Genomic DNA, 17,715 nt, shown 5'->3' with positions numbered 1-17,715 from the left:
ACCCCTTTTTTTAGGACCTCAACGACGTTTCAGCGCCAGCATCCTGATGATCAGGCGCTTTGTTTCACTGACGGATCTGTGTGAAAGCCTGGCCTCAAACTTGCCTTCAGGCAGATCAGCATTTTTGCCTTGCCCGAACGCTGGCATGCAGGAGTTTTCTCCTATCTTTTCACACCCATACCCAAATCCCTTATTTCACATCATGAAAAAATTCCTGTTCCTTGCTCTCGCCTTCCTGTTCGGGGCCATCGGGTTGGCTTCAGCACAAACCCTCTCTCCTTTGGGCACATGGACCAACTCGGAGAAAAAGGCGACGTTCGAAATCTACAAATGCGGCAACAAGCTCTGCGGTAAGATCGTCAGCCTGACCGTACCCAACGACCCTAAAACCGGCAAGCCCAAAACCGACACCGTTAACCCCGATCCGAAATTGCGCACCCGGCCGCGGCTGGGCATGGTGTTCATGCAAGGCTTCGAGTACGACGACGACAACAAGTGGGATGACGGCAAGATCTACGACCCCGAAAGCGGCAAAACGTACTCCTGCTACATGAAGATGCTCAACGCCAATTCGATGGAAGTGAAAGGCTATATCGGCTTCTCCATGATTGGCAAATCGCAGAGCTGGACCCGCGTGAAATAGGCGCATCTGCCGTTGATTGCGTATACTTGGCGACGCTTCCGCACTGCGGGGGCGTCGCTTTTTTGTGGCCTGCTCCTGCAGCTCTCTTGCAGCAGCAGGCAGCAGACTCCCTTTCCTCTAAGCTTCTTTTGCGCTTGAAATACCTGCTGCTGAGTCTGATGATGTTGCTGCTAACGCTGCGGCCCGCCGCGGCCCAAACGCCGCCGCTGGGCGTGTGGGCCGACGATACCGGCGACTCGCACATTGAGCTGTACCGCTGCGGCGAGCAGTTGTGCGGGCGTTTGGTGTGGCTGCGCGCCCCCACTGATGCCAACGGCAAGCCCCGCCTTGATGAGAAGCACCCTACCCCCGAGCGACGCACCCAACTCCTGCAGAACCTGACGGTGCTGCAGAACCTGCGCTACAACGCCGAAACCGACCGCTGGGAAGACGGCGAAATCTACGACCCCGAAAACGGCCGCACCTACTCGTGTTACGTGGCGGCAGCCGGCAAAGACCGGCTGGAAGTGAAAGGCTACATCGGTTTCTCGCTGATTGGCAAAGCACACTACTGGCAGCGCGTGAAATAGCCGCCGCCGCAGCTAGTGGTCTGAAGGGCAGATTCCTGATGGAGTCTGCCTTTTGTTTTTGGACTGAAATTCTCTTTTCACTGGCCGCCAACCCGTCTTTTCCCTCGAAACCATTTACGGCGGTGGGTGTTCTTTCCTCATACTCCCATACCGCTTTGCTCGATTTTCTTAAACAGTTGTTTTCCCCGGAGGCTGCTTCCAAAACCCCGGACTGGCAGCCACTGCACCGCACGCCGGCGCAGGAGCGCATCCGTGCCCGCTGGCTGGAGCAACAGGTGTATCTGAACTGGGCCGGCCCTTATTTCAAAGCCTACCACTACAGCAAGGCTGGCATCACGGGGCAGCAGTTTCGGGTGCAGCTGCTGGACGAGGCCGGCCGCCACGGCGCGGTACTGCTCTACGACCCCAGCATGGGGCCCGGCAACTTCCGTCACTTCTTCGACCTGCTGCGCGACAGGGTGCAGGCGTTGGGCTACAACGTCTCGGCCTCCGACCAGCGCACGCTGCACCATGAGCGCTACTCTGAAACTGTGGAGAAGTACTTCCTGAAGCCGTTGCCCAACGATTGCACCGCTACGGGCCGCTGCAACCAGCTCTACGGCAACGTGACGGTGGATCTGGTGCGTGTGAACGGGCAGCCGGGGTTCATCCGCTTCGTCAGCAACCCCTATCAGGATACCATTTTCACCCTGCCCCATAGCTTCGATGAGTTGATGGCCGCCGTGCTGGATATGCCGCCCGCTCCGCCGGAGGTGCAGGCCCTGATCCAGGACTATTGGAAAGACTAAGCCGGTATTCGAAAGCTTCAAACACAAAAAAGCGTCCCGTCTATCCAGACGGGACGCTTTTTTGTGACTAACCTGTTTTTAGGTTACTCGCGCACAAAACGGGCCGCCGACACGCTGCCAGTGGCCGTGGTGAGGCGCAGGTGGTAGAGGCCGGCAGCCAGCGTGCGGGTGTCCAGCTGGGCATGCTGTGGGTCTACGGTCTGGCGCAGGAGTACGCGGCCGGTAGCATCGGTTACTTCGGCCGTGGCGCGGGTGGTTAGGTTGGGCAGGCGGAGGGTTTCGCGGCAGGGGTTGGGGTACACGCTCAGGCGGGCAGCCCGGGCCGCAGCCGTGGCCAGCACCAAGGCGTTGTCGCGGAGGATGGTAGGAGTTACCTGCAGCACCCACTGGTCGGGATCCACGAAAACAGCGGTAACGGTTTTGTTGGTAGGCACACTGAATGAGGATATGGCCTGCCCATGACGCACCCGCAGGGCCTGGCTGGTATTGTCGCTGAAAACAAGGCGATAATCCAGCTCCACGTCAAAGAAAGGTGTGACGGCAGGCATGCTCACCGTCTGGGTGTTGCGGATAAATACATCAGGGCCTACCTGATTCCAGCGCACATTGAAAATCGGGTAGCCTTCGCCCGCGTACCACTGGTCGAAGAAATACTGCAGCGGGCGGCCGGCTTCGGCCTCGAAAATGCGCTGCAGGTCGATGGTGCGGGCCGTGCGGCCGCTGTAGGTGCTCTGGTAGGTGCGCAGGGCCCGGAAGAATTTCACGTCATCGTTGAGCAGATAGCGCAGCATATGAATCACGGCCGCGCCTTTCTTGTAGCTGAGGCGCGAGCTGAAAATGCGGCCCACGTTGGTGGTATCGGCCACGCGGAGGCTGCCGCCGGGCTGCTGGCGGGCCGTGGTCTGGGCATTGGCTATCCAGGTGCGGGCACTGGTGGCCGACGAAAACCGGTCGAGCGACAGGTATTCGCCGTAGGAGGCAAAGCCTTCGTTCAGCCAGATATCCTCCCACGAAGCGCAGGTCACGTTGTCGCCGAACCACTGGTGGAACAGCTCGTGCGCCGTCAGCGTGAAGCTGAAGCCGTCCTGGGTGGTCATGGTCTGGTGCTCCATACCGCCTCCGATGGGGGCCATGCTGTGGCCGTACTTCTCGCTGGCAAACGGGTAGAGGCCCACCAGCTCGGAGAAATTCTCCAGGAAGCCGGGCGTCCGGTCGATTTCGGTGCGGTAGAAGTTCAGGGCCGCCTGGTTGTAGACGTAGTTGACGATGGGAATGCGCGGGCCGCCCACGGGATTGGCGTAGTTCACATACTCCAGATAAGGCGCCACGGCCACCGACACGAGGTAGTAGTCGATGGGCTTGGCGCGGTGCTTCCACTCGTAGCGGCTCTTGCCGGTGGGCAGCGGCGTCACGCGTTCCAGCATACCGTTGGAGCCTACTTTGTTGATGCTGCTTGTCGTCACCCACACGTCCAGGGAGTCGGCCTTATCGGTCAGCACCTGCTTGCAGGGCCACCACTCGTGGGCCGAAAACGGCTCGGATAGGCTCCAGGTCACGTTTACGCCGTAGGTGGTTTGCAGCCGGGTATTCAGGGCGTTGCCGATAGCGGCGCTGTTGCCGTTGGGCGCCGTGCCGCGGTAATACACCACGGTGCTGAAGAGTGTATTGGCCGGCACAGCCTGCGGCAGCAGCACGGTCACGTCGGAATCAGCGCGACGGATGCCGTTGGCGCGGCGCCCGTTCACCACCACTGAGTCGATGGTGAAGGTGGAATACAGCTCAAACGCCACCGAGTCGAGGGGCTGGGCGAGGGTGCGGGCCAGCATGCGCACGTTGCCGCCCACGTTGCGCGAGTTGTTTTCCAGCGCAATATCCAGCTTGTAGTACTTCACATCGTAGCGGTCCATCTTGCGGCGGTGCGGCACGGTGGCGGCGGGGCCGCGCAGCGCGGTGCGGGTGTGCGCCTGGCTGCACAGCAGGGCGGCATCATCCGTGAGGGCTGGGCGGGCGGGCGCAGGGTCCGGGGTCTGGGCCTGCAGGCCCGGAGCCAGCAAGAGCAGCCCCGTCAGGAAAGAGTAGAAACGCAGCATGAAAACGCAAATGGGTGAGGAAAGAAAGAGGGCGAATTACGCACCCAAGATACAAAGCCGGCCGCACACACCTGCCGCCGGTTGGGTGAGGGTTTCGGGGCGTCGTCGTATATTCGGGAGGTATCCGCGCCCGACTATTTCCCCCTTCTATGCCACGTCTTCTACCCTACTGCTACGCCCTGACTGGCCCGGCCCACCGCCTGCTGCTGGCGTTGTTGCTGCTGCTGGCACTTCCGGCCCGCGCCACCCACATCGTGGGCGGCGAAATGGACCTGCAGTATCTGCAGAACGCCACCTACCAGCTCACGCTCAACCTATATTTCGATGCAGTCAATGGCAGCTCCGGGGCGCTTGACAATGACCTGACGGTTAGCATATTTGAGAAGGGTACCGACCGGCGCATGCAGAACCTTACGCTGCCGCTGGGCGCCAACACGCTGGTGAACTACACCAGCCCGGCCTGCGCGCTGCCCACGTCCCTGGTGACGCGCAAGCTCGTGTACTCGGGCCGGCTGGAGCTGCCAGCCAACGTGTACACCAACCCGGCCGGCTACTACGCGGCCGTGGAGCGCTGCTGCCGCAACAGCGGCATCCGCAACATCCAGGACCCGGCCGATGCGGGCCAGACGTTCTACCTGGAGTTTCCGCCCGTGGTGCGCAACGGGCAGCCCTTCCGCGACTCCACGCCCCGCATCTTCCCGCCACTCGGCGACTATGCCTGCTTGGGGGAGCTGTTTTACTACGATTTCGGGGGCCAGGATGCCGACGGCGACTCGCTGGTGTATGAGTTGGCCACGCCGCTGAACGGGCACTCCACCCCCGGCCTGCCCAAGCCGCCCGTCGCCGACCCGCAGCCCTACCAAGAGGTGCGCTGGAGTGCCGGCCTGAGTGCGCTCAACCAGATTCCCGGCGCCCCCACCCTCAGCATCAACCGCCAGACCGGCCGCCTGCAGGTGCGCCCCACCGATGAGGGCCTGTTTGTGTTCGGCATCCGCTGCGCGGAATATCGGCGGGGCGTGAAGATTGGCGAGGCGAGGCGCGATTTTCAACTCAAAGTCATCCGGTGCGCCCAGAACGCCGCGCCCACTATGCGCGTGACGCTGCCCAGCGGTACGGGCACTTTCCGGCCCGGCCGCGACACGCTGCACCTGCGCCCGGGTTTCAGCCGCTGCATCACGCTCAAAGTGTCCGACCCCGATTCGCCCTCGCGCCTCACCATGTCGCTGCGGCCCGTGAACTTCACGGCCGGGCAGCTGCCCACCATCAGCACCACCCAGGGCACGGTGCGCAGCCCCGGCGCGCCCGACACGCTGGTGTCGCAGCTGTGCTTTCCGGCCTGCTTCAACACGCGCGGCCGGGTGTATTTACTGGATTTGATTGTGGCCGACAACGGCTGCAGCCTGCCCAAGCGCGACACCGTGCGGCTCGCCTTCACGGCCGTGCCGGACCCCAACAGCCCGCCCACCATCAGCAGCACAGCGGCCCTGCCCCTGCGCGCCCGCATCGGCGACCTGATAACCTTCGACGTAACGGGCCTCGATGCTGATAACGACCCGATGACACTGAGCATGGCCGGGCGCGGCTTTACGCCCGCCGACCTGGGCGTCACGTTCGTGCAGCAGGCCAACGGCAACCAGCTGCAGGGCCGCTTCACGTGGCGCGTGGACTGCCGGGCCGCCGCCCGCACTTCCTACGAGTTCGACTTTACGGCCAGCGCCGGGCCCTGCTCCGAGCCCACGGCCGTCGGCCTACGCATTCCCATCCAGATCGACTACGCCAATACGCCGCCGGTGCTGGTTTCCAGCCTGCCCAACCCCAGCACTACCGGCCCCATTGATGCGCCGGTGCGGGTGCGGCGCCTGATCGGGAATGCCTACGAGGCCACCTTCACCGGCACCGACGCCGACACCGATCCGCTGGTGCTGTCGGCTACCGGCAACGGATTCGACTTGGCGGCGGCAGGCATGAGCTTCCGGCCGCAGAACGGCAACGGCCGCGCCACCGCCACCTTCCGCTGGGACCCCAACTGCACCGGCCTCAAGCTGCCCGACGGCGCGTTGGAAGTAACGTTCCGGCTGCAGGAAACCACCTGCCGCCCTGAGCCCCGCTCCCGCGTGGTGCGCTTCGAGCTGATCAACCCCGATACGGTGGCCTTCACGCCGCCCAACATCTTCACGCCCAACAACGACCCCAACCGCCTCAACGAGTTCTTCCAACTGGAGAACCTGCCGCCCGACTTCTGCGACTCCCGTTTCGCCGACATCAAGATTTTCTCGCGCTGGGGCAACCTGGTATTCCGCAGCACCGACCGTAACTTCCGCTGGGATGGGGGCCAGTTGGCGCCTGGCACCTACTTCTACCTCATCGAATTCACGGACGGCCGCAAGTTCAAAGGCCCCGTCACGCTGGCGCGGTAGAGTAACTGAGTAGGGGAGTAACTGGGTAGATCGTCCAGATGATTGAACGACCACTCAGCTACTCCCCTATTCAGTTACTCTCGAATGCAAAAGCTTGAGCGGCGCGTGACAGGTTGACCTACTCAGCTACTCCCTTACTCAGTTACTCTCTAATACATAAACACGAACACGACGAACAGCAGCACCCACAGCGCGTCGATGAAGTGCCAGTAGGTGCCCAGCATCCGGAGCTGCAGGCGGCGATAGGGGTTGCGGATGAACACCAGACTGCGCACGGCGTCGCGGGAGGCGTGCACGGTGCGCAGCAGCAGCGCCAGCAGAAACAGCATGCCACCCAGCAGGTGCAGCACGTGCAGCGCCGAAATCAGGTAGACGTAGGTGCCGCTGGCTTTGCCTTCGAAAAACACGCCCTGCAGCATCAGCTCGCGCCAGCCCAGCACCTGCAGCCCCGCGAAGATGCTGCCCAGCAGCAGCGTGGCCCCGAGGCAGCGCGCCAGCCCGTTCACATCGTCGGCGCGGTATAGGCGCGGGGCCTGTGCCACCACGTAGCTGCTAAGCAGCAGCACGATGGTGCTGATGGAAAAGAATTTGGGAAACTGCTGAATTCCGGCCGGCAGCTGGGTGGCCGAGCGGGTGCTGATGTAGGCGCCCGTCAGGAACAGGAACAGCACGCCTATTCCCACCAAACCCAGGTACAGCATCATCTGCAGCGGCGGCACCCGCTCCATGCGTTGGAAGGAGGTGGCCGGCTGGTTGGCGCCCACCTTGTCTTTACGTTCTTTGTCGGAGTTCATGCGCGGCAGCGGAAGTGGCAATGGTTGTAGGGCAAACCATTCCAACCGCCTTTAGTTCCGGTATAATGGCGCTGCCCAGGCTTTCAGCCTTCTTCCAAGATACGTAAAACCCCCACTCTCCGACAAGCAGGATTCGGGGTATTTTAGGGCTCAGAGAATAGGGCTTGGTGCTTGGGTTGTCCAGCTAAATGAACTACCCAAGCACCAAGCCCTATTTCCTGAGCTCTAATTTTTAAAGAAGGACCCGATTTTGCCCAGCACGGCGTTGAGCGTGATTTTGGGGCTGCGGCCCGTGCCGAACGTGACGTAGGTTTTGCCCGCTACCCGCAAATCCAGCACCAGCCCCAGCCGCAGGGCCAGGTCGTTGAGCTGCTGCAGCGGATCGGGGGCACGGGGGTCTTTGGGTTTGGGCGGTGCGTTGGGGTCTTTGGGCGGGCCGCTGGTGAGCTTGTCGAGCACCCGTTGGCTGGGCACGTTGATAATCAGGTAAGTGCCCGAAGCCGCTACCTGCACGTCGTCGCCATCCAGCGAAATCACCAGTTGCGCCTCTATTTCGAGGCCGCTAGCCAACGGACGTGGGCGTTGCGGGTGGCAGGGCGGCATCAGCCGGCTTTTCGCCGCGGGTGCGGATGCGCAACGAGCCATTGAGGCGCCAGGTGGCAGCCGGCGCGGCGGGGTTCTGGGGGTTAGGCACCTGCAGCTCCATCTGGTCGAAGGCCAGGGCCAGCTCTACGCCGCCCGAGAGTTTGGACAGCAGCGAAGCGGCCGTATCGGCCCAGGAGGCGGGTTGTTGCGAAGAATCGGGCATGAGAAAGGGTGGTTAGGGGAAGTAGCGGCGCACACGGGCCAGCTCTGCCGGAAAAACGGCGCGGCGGCCCGCAAGTTACATGCCCCTGCCGGATTCGGGGCAATGGTGGAGCAGACAGGCAAACACTATGGCCGCACTTTTGCGTAGGCGGCATGGGCCCTGGCAATCAAAATATGCCGGATTGCGTATGTTGGCCCGTTCCATCCTTTGTTGTTCTGCTGGCTTATGCCCTTTTCCTCTTTCCGTTCGCTGCTGCTGATGCCCGCGCTGGCCGCTGCCGCCTCTTCCGTTTCCGCCCAGACCCCCGACGCCCCCAGCCCCGGCCAGCCATTTGGCCTTGCCGATAACATGGAGCTCGTGTACCGCGTCCTCGATGCCGGCGGCAAGCCACTGGGCGAGGTGCGCCAGCGGGTAGTAGATCTGAAAACCGGGGAGCGGGAAGAAAGCAAAGACCGCAAAGTAGCCGAAAACACCATGCTGCTCAAGAGCGGTTACTACGCCCGCAAAAACACCCTGGACCGCATCCAGGACCTCACCTTCCGCGCCCGCCGCGACACCAGCTTCACCGACGGCATGGGCGAACTCAACAACGACGCCCTGCGCTCCTTCCGCGACCGGAAGCTGGCCTACAGCATCGCGCCGCTGGCCTGGCCCAACCAGCCTACCGTGGGCACCGAGCTGCCCGCCGGCGGCGTCAGCATCCAGGTCAGCAGCTCGGTGGTGAGCATTGCCACCGTCAGCACCATGCTGCAGAAGCGGCGCGTGGTGAGCGGGCCCACGGCCCTCACCACCCCGGCCGGCACGTTTCAGTGCTACAAGGTAGAGGCCGAGCGCGAAGAAGCCACCATCCCAAGGCCCGATATGGCCATGCGCAGCAGCAGCAAGCAAATTGATTTCTACGCCCCCGGCGTGGGCATCGTGCGCACCGAGCGCTACACCAAAACCGGCAAGCTCAGCGAAGTGCGTGAGCTGACGTCGCGCACGGCCGCCTCCACCCAGAACTACGACAAGGTGAAGGTCAAAACAAAAAAGTCGTAATTTCCGGGCCGATACCTTTTCATCGCCCATCCCCATGACCATCAAGCAATTCAGCCTGGCCGCCTCCCTACTGGCGCTGGCCGCCTGCCAGACCAATCCCGCCACCGAAACGGCCACTACCACCGCCGCCCCGGCCACTGCGGTGACCCTCACCGGCCAGACTTATGGCGCGGCCATCACGGCCGATGGCGCCCGGCCGCTTTCGGAGCTGAAGCAGGTGTTGGGCACCCAGGACTCGGCACAGGTGAAGCTGGTAGGCAAGGCCGACGCCGTGTGCCAGGCTAAGGGCTGCTGGCTGACCATGAAAACGCCCGAAGGCCAGGAAATGCGGGTGCGGTTCAAGGATTACGCCTTCTTCGTACCCAAAGACATCAGCGGCAAAACCGTGGTGATAAACGGCTGGGCGCACCGCGAGGTAGTGCCCGTGTCGGACCTGCAGCACTACGCCAAAGATGCCGGCAAGTCAGAGAAGGAAATAGCCGCCATTACCACGCCCGAGGAGCAGCTCAACTTCGAGGCCGACGGCGTACTGGTAGCCGACAAAACGCTGTAGCATAGTCTTCAGCCTGTGCCGGGTAGCCCCCGATTCTTACCCGTTAAAAAGCCCGTTTGATTGATTTCAGGCGGGCTTTTCCTGTGGCAGCAACCCATAAAACCGTAGCTTGCGGCGCAGAAGCCGCTCCGCCCGTAAGCCCTGTCCGGCCCGCGGCACAGGCTGAAGCCTATGCTACATTCTTCCCTATGACCACCGACCTCCAGGCCCGCATTACGGCCCTCACCGAGCGCCTGCACCACCTCAACTACCAGTACTACCAGCGCGACATCAGCGAGATTCCCGACCAGGAGTTCGACCAGCTGCTGGCCGAGCTGGCCGAGCTGGAAAAGCAGCACCCGGAGCTGGCCCACCCCAACTCGCCCACCCAGCGCGTGGGCGGCACCATCACCAAGCAGTTCCCGACGGCCGCGCACCGCTACCCCATGCTCAGCCTCGGCAACACCTACTCCGAGGCCGACCTGCGCGAGTTCGATGAGCGGGTGCAAAAAGGCCTGGAAGGCGCCGACTACGCCTACGTCTGCGAGCTGAAGTTCGACGGCGTGGCCATGAGTCTCACCTACGAGGCCGGCCAGCTCACGCAGGGGGTCACGCGCGGCGACGGCACCCGCGGCGACGTGGTGACCAGCAGCGTGCGCACCATCAAGAACCTGCCGCTGCACCTGCGCACGGCCGGCCCGGCTCAGCCGCCGGAGTTTGAGGTGCGCGGCGAAATATTCATGCCCCTGCCGGTGTTTGCGGAGCTGAACGCCGAGCGCGAGGAAAACGGCGAGGCCCTGCTGGCCAACCCGCGCAACGCCGCCAGCGGTGCCCTCAAGCTCCAGGATTCGGCGCTGGTGGCGGCCCGACGGCTGCGCTTCTACGCCTACTCGTTTCTGATGCCGGGCCGCAGCAGCCTGCCCACGCACAGCGCCTCGCTGGAAGCGTTGAGCGCCTGGGGCCTGCCTGTGTCGGACACGTGGCGGCGGTGCGGCTCCATTGCTGAGGTGCTGGATTTCGTGCACGAGTGGGACAAAAAGCGCTTCACGCTGCCCGTCGCCACCGACGGCATCGTTATCAAGATTGACGATTTCCGGCAACAGGAGCTGCTGGGCTACACGGCCAAAAGCCCGCGCTGGGCCATTGCCTACAAGTACCCGGCGGAAGCGGGCCGCACCCGCCTGCGCGATGTGCAGTACCAGGTGGGCCGCACCGGCGCCGTCACGCCCGTGGCCCTGCTCGACCCCGTGCCGCTGGCCGGCACCGTGGTCAAGCGCGCCTCCATGCACAACGCCAACCAGATTGCGGCCCTCGATATCCGCCTCAACGATATGGTGTTCGTGGAGAAAGGCGGCGAAATCATCCCCAAAATCACCGGCGTAGATTTCACGGCCCGCCCCGAAGACAGCCAGCCAATCGTGTACCCCACGGCCTGCCCTGCCTGCAACACACCCCTGATCCGGCCCGAGGGCGAGGCCCACTTCCGCTGCCCCAACGACCGGGGCTGCCCGCCCCAGCGCAAGGCCAAGCTGGAGCACTACGTGTCGCGCAAGGCGCTGAACATCGACGGACTGGGCGCCGAAACCGTGGGCCGCTTCTTCGACCTGGGCCTCGTGACGGACGCGGCCAGCCTCTACGACCTGCCCGCCAAAGCCGAGGAGCTGGCCCAGCTAGACCGGATGGGCGAGAAATCGGTGCAGCGGCTGCTGGCGGGGCTGGAGCAAAGCAAGCTGGTGCCCTTCGACCAGGTGCTGTTCGGCTTGGGTATTCGGTACGTGGGCGAAACCGTGGCCGAGAAGCTGGCCAACCACTACCGCACCATGGAGGCCCTGATGGTCGCTACGGCCACCGAGCTGGCCGCCGTGCCGGAGGTGGGTGGCGTCATTGCCGAGTCGGCGGCGGCGTGGTTTCAAGAGCCGCAGAACCAGGAGTTGGTGGCGCGGCTGCGGGCGGCGGGCGTGCAGCTAGAACTCACCGGCGAGGCACCGCAAGCCATGAGCAACCGCCTCGAAGGCCTCACGTTCGTGCTGTCGGGCGTGTTTGAGCTGCACTCCCGCGACGAACTGCAGGCCCTGATTGAGGCACACGGCGGCAAAATCACGGGCAGCATCAGCAAGAAGCTCAGCTACCTGGTGGCCGGCGACAAAATGGGCCCGGCCAAGCGCGAAAAAGCCACCGGCTTCAAAGTGCCCATCATCAGCGAAGCCGAGCTGCTGGCCATGCTGCCCGCCGGCCCGGAAGCCACTTCAGCTCCCGCGGAAACTGCCGACGCTGCAGAAGACTCTGCTCCGTCAGCGTCAAACCCAACGCCGATCCAAGGCACCGGAACGCAGACTTCGCTGTTCTAGCCCTGTCGGTGTTCCGTTCATGGGCAGGGCAGCCCAACGGTTTGCCCCGCCTATCCTCTCACGAAATCTTTTCCCTGCTTATGCGTCGTTTCCTTTCCACCCTGGCCCTGGCCAGCCTGCTCTCGGGCAGCGTAGCCCTGGCTCAGGCGCCCGCGCCCCCACCCGACGTAGCGCCAGCCAAAGCCACTAAGCTCATCCGGCGCCATAAAGTGGTGGTGCTGGACGTGCGCACGCCGGCCGAATTCGCCACCGGCCACGTGGCGGGAGCCCGTAACGTCGACTTCAAAGCCGCCGACTTCGCCCAGCAGGTCAGCCAGCTCGACAGCACCCAGACTTATCTGGTGTACTGCGCCAGCGGCAACCGCAGCAACAAAGCCGCCACGCTTATGCGCCAACAGGGCCTGCGCAAAGTGGTAAACGGCGGCTCGCTACCCAGCCTCAAGCAAGCCGGCGCCAAAACCGAGTAGCCTCCGCGCTCAAAATCCCGACAACGCAAAACGCCCCGCCTGCGCAAGCAGACGGGGCGTTTTCACGAAAGCATCAGGAAGCGAACCAGCTACAAAATCCGTGCAATCCGCTAAAATCCGTGCTAATCTGTGATCCTAGAAGGATTGCACGATACTGTTGTGGAGGGTGCGGGCGCTCCAGTAGCCGCTGGCGATGATGCGGCGGATGGTGAACAGCGGGTCCTGCTGGTCGCGCTTTTCGGCCAGCACGAAGGCGGCCACCATGCCGCGCTTCTTCAGCTCCGGAATGGCTTCGGGGTTCCAGAGGCCGAAGGGATAAGCGAAATATTTGATGTCTTTGCCGGTGATTTCCTCCAGCGTTTTGGTGGGCTTCTCGATCTGCGTCACCCAGTCCTCGCCCTGATATTTCTTCACGTTGTGGTGGTCCCAGGTGTGCGAGCCGATGACGTTGCCCTCATCTGAGAGCTGCTTTACCTGCGCCTTGCTCATGTAGCGCGGCCGGCCCAGGCTCACGGTCATGATGAAGTACACGGCCTTGAAGTTGTGCTTGTCCAGCTCGGGCTTGGCCACCGTGAACTGGTCGAGGTCGGTGTCGTCGAAGGTGAGCATGATGGGCTTGCTCGGGAGCTTGGCGCCGGTGGTGAGGTAGGCGTAGAGCTGGTCGGGCAGGATGGTGTGGTAGCCAGAGTCGGCCAGCATCTGAATCTGCTTCTTGAACGCATCGACGGGCACGATGTAGTCTTTGGCGCCTTTCGAGTCCTTGGCACGCCAGTCGCGGATCTGGTGGTAGCACAGGATGGGCACCTGTGGCCGGGCCGTGATGGTGGCGGCATCGGCGATGCTGCCGGCCGGAATGGTGCTGGGGTCCGGAGCGGCGGTGCCGGCTTTGGAAGCCGAGTCTTCGGCGGCCGTGGTGGCGGCGGTGCCGCTCATGGCGGTGCTGGCGGGGGTGCTGGTTTCGGCGGTGGCGGCTGTTTTGGCGTCGTTGCAGGAAGGCAGCGTGAGGGCCGAGGCCAGGGCGGCTGCAGTCAGCAGCACGGAGGGGGTAAGCTTCATGGAAAGGGGAAAGCGGCCGGAGAGCCGGCAAATGCTGTATTTTTGCAAAAGAAGGTCCATCAGAACATCGGCGTACCTTCGCCCCCGACCTCCTACCCTACAAAGCAACAGCTAATTCCTCGCATGGACAAGCTTCACGGCACCGGCGTCGCCCTCGTCACGCCCTTTACTTCTGATACGCACGCCGTGGACTACCCGGCCCTGCGCCGCCTCCTCGATTTCGTCATTGATGGCGGCGTGGAATACCTCGTCATCAACGGCACCACGGCCGAGTCGCCCACCATTTCCGCCGAGGAAAAGGCGGAAATCCTGCGCGTGGCGCGGGAGCACACCGCTGGCCGCGTGCCACTCGTGTACGGCATCGGCGGCAACGATACGGCCGCTACCGAGGCCCTGCTGCGCTCCACCGACCTGACCGGCGTTTCGGCCATCCTGTCGGCCTCGCCCTACTACAACAAGCCCAGCCAGCGCGGCATCATTGCCCACTACGAGCGGCTGGCCGACGCCTCGCCCCTTCCGATTATCCTCTACAACGTGCCCGGCCGCACCGCCTCCAACCTCACGGCGGCCACCACGCTGCACCTAGCCCAGCACCCCAACATCATCGGCATCAAGGAAGCCAGCGGCAACCTGGAGCAGTGCATTGCCATTGCCGCCGCCAAGCCCGCCGACTTCCTGCTGATTTCCGGCGACGACATGATGACGACTTCGCTCATCAGCTTCGGGGCCGTGGGCATCATCTCGGTGCTGGCCAACGCCTTCCCGCGCCGCTTCTCCGACATGACCCGCGCCGCCCTCTCCGGCGACTTCCCGAAGGCCAGCCAGCTGCTGTTCGGCTTCACCGACCTGAATCCGCTGATGTATGAGGAAAGCAACCCCGTCGGCGTGAAGGCAGCCCTGGCCGCGCAAGGCATCTGCGGCGGCGCCGTGCGCCTGCCGCTATTGGAGGCTTCGGAGAGCCTGCTGGAGCGGGTGAAGCAGCTGGTATAGGGACACACCAACCGATAGCAAGCCCCGGAGGGGCGGCACATTGGTAGAAAACCACCTCCCTTGAAAGATCAAAGCCCCAGCGGGGCGGCACCTTGCTTATGCGGCTAAGGTGTCGCCCCGCTGGGGCTTTGGTTTTTGGCTATTGCGTATCTGCTACCAACATATCGCCCCGCTGGGGCTCAACAAACTGCGTGTGCCCACGTCGCCGAAATCTGCGAAATCCTTCTAATCAGCACAATCTGTGATTCACCAGCCACTTGCCAGCACATCAGCAATGTGCATCGTCTTAATCGGCTTCTTTTCGCGGCGGATGTAGGCGTCGAGGTGCATCAGGCAGCTGGTGTCGGTGCTGACGATGTAGTTAGCGCCGGTGGCTAGGGCGTGCTCTACCTTCTGCTCGGCCATGGCCACGGATATGGCCTGGAACTTCACGGCGAAGGTGCCGCCGAAGCCGCAGCAGGTTTCGTTTTCCACCATTTCCAGCCGCTGCAGGCCCGGAATGGCGTCGAGCAAACGGCGCGGGCCTTCCTTGATGCCGCACTCTCGCAAAGCGGAGCAGGAGTCGTGGTAGGTGTAAGTGCCGTTGAGGCGGGCCTGCGGCACCGACTGCACGCCCAGCACATCCACCAGAAACTCGGTCAGCTCGTAAATGCGGCGCTGGGTGCCGTGGTACTGGCTCTGCTCGGGGCTGCCATCGAACAGTTCGGCGTAAGCGTTGCGCACCATGCCCACGCACGAGGCCGAGGGGCTCACGATGTAGCGGCCCGGCTCGTTGGGGAAATCATCGAGAAATTTGCACGCTACCTCGCGGCTTTCGGCCTTGTAGCCGGCGTTGTAGGCCGGCTGGCCGCAGCAGGTCTGGTTGCTGTTGTAGTGCACCTCGCAGCCCACGGCCTCCAGCACCTTCACCATATTCATGGCAGTTTGCGGAAACAGCTGATCTACGAAGCAGGGAATGAAGATGTCGACGGCAGTTGGCATGGCGTGTGGAGGGAAATGGCTGTCATCCTGAGCGGAACGAAGGACCTTCTCACGGCTCAGTTGTCATTGAACGATTTATTCAGCCGTGATAAGGTCCTTCGCTCCGCTCAGGATGACAGGGAACTCAAGATGGCAAAGTTCTGCTAATGCCCCGCAAATATCTCCTGATTCAGCTGCATAGCCTCGGCCAGCGCTTCCGTGTTCAGGTGCAGCTCCTCCCCTTTTTCGGTGGCAAACTCAATCAGGCGCTCGGTGGGCATGTTGCCGGTCAGGGCGTCGGTGGCCATGGGGCAGCCGCCGTAGCCGCCTAAGGCGCCGTCGAAGCGGCGGCAGCCGGCCTCGTAGGCCGCCAGCACATTTTCGCGCCAGGTGGTGGGCGTGGTGTGCAGGTGCGCCCCGAACTCGATGTGCGGGAAGGCCGCCGTCAGCTCCCGGAAGGGCGGCGCGATGGTGGCCGGCGTAGAGGCGCCGATGGTATCCGATAAGGCCACGATGCCCACGCCGAGGGCGTCGAGCTTTTGGGTGAACTCGCCCAAGATTTCCGGGCTCCACGGGTTGCCGTAGGGGTTGCCGAAGCCCATGCTCAGGTACACCACCTGCTGCTGCCCGGTGCGGGCGCACAGCTCCTGCATGCGCGTCACGTCGTCGAACGCCTCGGCAATGCTCTTGTTGGTGTTGCGCTGCTGGAAGGTTTCGGACACCGACAGCGGGAAACCGATGTAGCGGATCTGAGGGTGCTGGGCGGCCGTTTCGGCCCCGCGCAGGTTGGCCACAATGGCCAGCAGCCGCGTGCCCGACTGCGCCAGATTCAGCCCATCCAGCACCTCGGCAGTGTCGGTGAGCTGTGGAATGGCTTTCGGCGACACGAACGAGCCGAAGTCCAGCGTGTCGAAGCCCACGCGCAGCAACGCGTTCAGGTAGGCGGTTTTCTGGGTGGTCGGGATGAAGGTGGGCCAGCCCTGCATGGCGTCGCGGGGGCAGTCGATGAGTTTCATGGGCAGCAAGCTGAGTACAGCGCAAAGGTAGACGCCTGCCCGACAACTGCCCGGTGCGGCCCGCCCGGCCTTGGCGGGCTAAGGGCGCACTACGGCGTAGCGGCCGCCTTTCACATCTAGAATAAGCGTGGTGCCCAGAAACGGCTCGTTGCCCAGCATGCCAGCCATCCCCGAAAAGCGCATCAGCGTCGACTGCATCAGGTTCATGCCCTCGATGTACGTGACGGTGCGCAGCGGAGCCTCTATGGCGCCAAAGCGGATTTGGGCATCCGTGGGGGCGGTATGCACCAGCAGCTTTTTGCCCCAGGAATTGGAGGCCGTGGTGCGGGTGGGGGCGCCCGGCGTGGCCAGCTCCTGCCAGATATTTTGACTGGTGATCAAGGCGTTGGCGCTGGAGCCCGAGTCAAACAGCAGCTGCTGTTGCTTCTGCTGCAGCCCGGCATCAAGCAGCACCCGGCGGTTGGTGAAAGCCAACGGGCCAAATTCGGCGCGGCGCGCCAGGCTGTCCGGTACCTGCTGGTCCAGCGTGAACTGGTTGCGGGCGTAGTCGAGCAGCAGCACGCGGCCCTCCAGCACATCCGTGCCCAGCGTCCCGATGACGTAGGGCGCCAAGGTATCGGCGGGCAGTGCCGGGCGGCCATGGGGCAGCACCAGCGTCCGGCGCATGGCTACCGGCGCGCCGCCCAGGCTGAACCGGAAATTACGCACGGTATCCTGCGGCGCCTGCAGCGCGGCAGTGAGTGCCGGGTAGTGCTGGCGCAGCACTACCAGCTGGTGGGCGTAGAGCACCGTGTAGGGCGCGCCGGTATCCAGTTGCAGGTAGAAAGTGCGTGCGCAATTCGGGAGCCGGACGGGCACCAGCAGCGCCTCGTGCAGCACGGCGGGCTTGGCCGTGGTGTCGGCAGTCCAACGCAGCGGGCCGGTGGCGGGCAGGCCGGTGATGGAAAGCTGGTTGGCGGGCGGCGCAAACTTCTGCTTCATGTAGAAGTAGCCACCCAGGCCGCTCAGCACGAGCAGCAGCACTACGGAAAGCAGGATTTTGACGAGGGTTTTCATGGAGAGGAAGTGGAGGTTGGAAGACGACAGCAAACCTACCCGCTCCCCTCGCCCGGCCGTGCGTCATTTTCCCGCCATTTCCCCGCCATTCACCTCATTTACTTACTATTCAATACATTACCAGTTACCCCAACCCCATCAAC

At 63.3% G+C, this 17,715-nt stretch carries 17 protein-coding genes; 9 read left to right on the top strand and 8 right to left on the bottom strand.

The window, feature by feature from the left end:
- The first annotated feature begins 202 nt into the window (after positions 1-202).
- The 3 genes from O3303_RS04725 (at position 203) to O3303_RS04715 (ending at position 2,000) form a co-directional block, all read left to right on the top strand.
- Positions 203-643 carry a DUF2147 domain-containing protein gene (locus O3303_RS04725; protein WP_269560916.1) on the top strand — a complete coding sequence of 147 codons (441 nt, stop codon included), beginning with the start codon at positions 203-205 and terminating at the stop codon, positions 641-643.
- Positions 644-777: 134 nt separating this feature from the next.
- Positions 778-1,212 carry a DUF2147 domain-containing protein gene (locus O3303_RS04720; RefSeq protein ID WP_269560915.1) on the top strand — a complete coding sequence of 145 codons (435 nt, stop codon included), beginning with the start codon at positions 778-780 and terminating at the stop codon, positions 1,210-1,212.
- A 155-nt stretch (positions 1,213-1,367) separates the two neighbouring features.
- Positions 1,368-2,000: a hypothetical protein gene (locus tag O3303_RS04715; protein ID WP_269560914.1), complete on the top strand. Its 633-nt coding sequence runs from the start codon at positions 1,368-1,370 to the stop codon at positions 1,998-2,000.
- 83 nt (positions 2,001-2,083) lie between these two features.
- Here the strand turns inward: O3303_RS04715 and O3303_RS04710 are convergent, their stop codons facing one another.
- Entirely contained in the window at positions 2,084-4,090 is a 2,007-nt protein-coding gene (locus O3303_RS04710; protein ID WP_269560913.1) for a M1 family metallopeptidase, read from the bottom strand.
- A gap of 149 nt (positions 4,091-4,239) precedes the next feature.
- Between O3303_RS04710 and O3303_RS04705 the strand changes: the two genes are divergently transcribed.
- Positions 4,240-6,507 carry a T9SS type B sorting domain-containing protein gene (locus tag O3303_RS04705; protein WP_269560912.1) on the top strand — a complete coding sequence of 756 codons (2,268 nt, stop codon included), beginning with the start codon at positions 4,240-4,242 and terminating at the stop codon, positions 6,505-6,507.
- Between the two features lie 149 nt (positions 6,508-6,656).
- Here the strand turns inward: O3303_RS04705 and O3303_RS04700 are convergent, their stop codons facing one another.
- From O3303_RS04700 to O3303_RS04690, 3 genes are all read right to left on the bottom strand, one after another.
- Positions 6,657-7,301: a cytochrome c oxidase subunit 3 gene (locus O3303_RS04700; RefSeq protein WP_269560911.1), complete on the bottom strand. Its 645-nt coding sequence runs from the start codon at positions 7,299-7,301 to the stop codon at positions 6,657-6,659.
- A 225-nt stretch (positions 7,302-7,526) separates the two neighbouring features.
- Entirely contained in the window at positions 7,527-7,871 is a 345-nt protein-coding gene (locus tag O3303_RS04695) for a hypothetical protein (RefSeq protein ID WP_269560910.1), read from the bottom strand.
- On the bottom strand, positions 7,864-8,109 hold the full coding sequence (locus O3303_RS04690; protein ID WP_269560909.1) for a hypothetical protein: 246 nt from the start codon (positions 8,107-8,109) through the stop codon (positions 7,864-7,866). The genes O3303_RS04695 and O3303_RS04690 overlap by 8 nt, the downstream gene beginning before the upstream one ends.
- 225 nt (positions 8,110-8,334) lie before the next feature.
- Here O3303_RS04690 and O3303_RS04685 point away from each other — a divergent pair, with 225 nt between their 5' ends.
- The 4 genes from O3303_RS04685 (at position 8,335) to O3303_RS04670 (ending at position 12,494) form a co-directional block, all read left to right on the top strand.
- Entirely contained in the window at positions 8,335-9,147 is an 813-nt protein-coding gene (locus O3303_RS04685; RefSeq protein ID WP_269560908.1) for a TapB family protein, read from the top strand.
- A gap of 34 nt (positions 9,148-9,181) precedes the next feature.
- The gene (locus tag O3303_RS04680; protein WP_269560907.1) at positions 9,182-9,700 is read left to right on the top strand and encodes a DUF4920 domain-containing protein; all 519 of its coding nucleotides are present in this window, start codon (positions 9,182-9,184) and stop codon (positions 9,698-9,700) included.
- A gap of 188 nt (positions 9,701-9,888) precedes the next feature.
- On the top strand, positions 9,889-12,027 hold the full coding sequence (gene ligA / locus O3303_RS04675) for an NAD-dependent DNA ligase LigA (protein WP_269560906.1): 2,139 nt from the start codon (positions 9,889-9,891) through the stop codon (positions 12,025-12,027).
- 80 nt (positions 12,028-12,107) lie between these two features.
- Entirely contained in the window at positions 12,108-12,494 is a 387-nt protein-coding gene (locus O3303_RS04670; RefSeq protein WP_269560905.1) for a rhodanese-like domain-containing protein, read from the top strand.
- Positions 12,495-12,629: 135 nt separating this feature from the next.
- Here O3303_RS04670 and O3303_RS04665 read toward each other — a convergent pair whose 3' ends face one another.
- Entirely contained in the window at positions 12,630-13,550 is a 921-nt protein-coding gene (locus tag O3303_RS04665; RefSeq protein ID WP_269560904.1) for a polysaccharide deacetylase family protein, read from the bottom strand.
- Between the two features lie 123 nt (positions 13,551-13,673).
- Here O3303_RS04665 and dapA point away from each other — a divergent pair, with 123 nt between their 5' ends.
- Complete coding sequence (dapA, locus tag O3303_RS04660; protein WP_269560903.1) at positions 13,674-14,540, top strand: 4-hydroxy-tetrahydrodipicolinate synthase; 867 nt, start codon at positions 13,674-13,676, stop codon at positions 14,538-14,540.
- A gap of 246 nt (positions 14,541-14,786) precedes the next feature.
- Here the strand turns inward: dapA and O3303_RS04655 are convergent, their stop codons facing one another.
- The 3 genes from O3303_RS04655 to O3303_RS04645 all read right to left on the bottom strand — a co-directional run bounded on the left by O3303_RS04655 (position 14,787) and on the right by O3303_RS04645 (position 17,572).
- Positions 14,787-15,521, bottom strand: a complete 735-nt coding sequence (locus O3303_RS04655; RefSeq protein ID WP_269560902.1) for a (Fe-S)-binding protein — start codon at positions 15,519-15,521, stop codon at positions 14,787-14,789.
- Positions 15,522-15,664: 143 nt separating this feature from the next.
- Entirely contained in the window at positions 15,665-16,516 is an 852-nt protein-coding gene (locus tag O3303_RS04650) for a hydroxymethylglutaryl-CoA lyase (protein WP_269560901.1), read from the bottom strand.
- Positions 16,517-16,594: 78 nt separating this feature from the next.
- Complete coding sequence (locus O3303_RS04645; protein ID WP_269560900.1) at positions 16,595-17,572, bottom strand: hypothetical protein; 978 nt, start codon at positions 17,570-17,572, stop codon at positions 16,595-16,597.
- Positions 17,573-17,715: the final 143 nt, after the last annotated feature.

Origin of the sequence: Hymenobacter canadensis (assembly GCF_027359925.1) — a bacterium.
GTDB classification, from domain to species: Bacteria; Bacteroidota; Bacteroidia; order Cytophagales; family Hymenobacteraceae; genus Hymenobacter; species Hymenobacter canadensis.
Note: the sequence above shows the minus strand (reverse complement) of the source record. Positions and strands in the feature narration are given on the sequence as shown.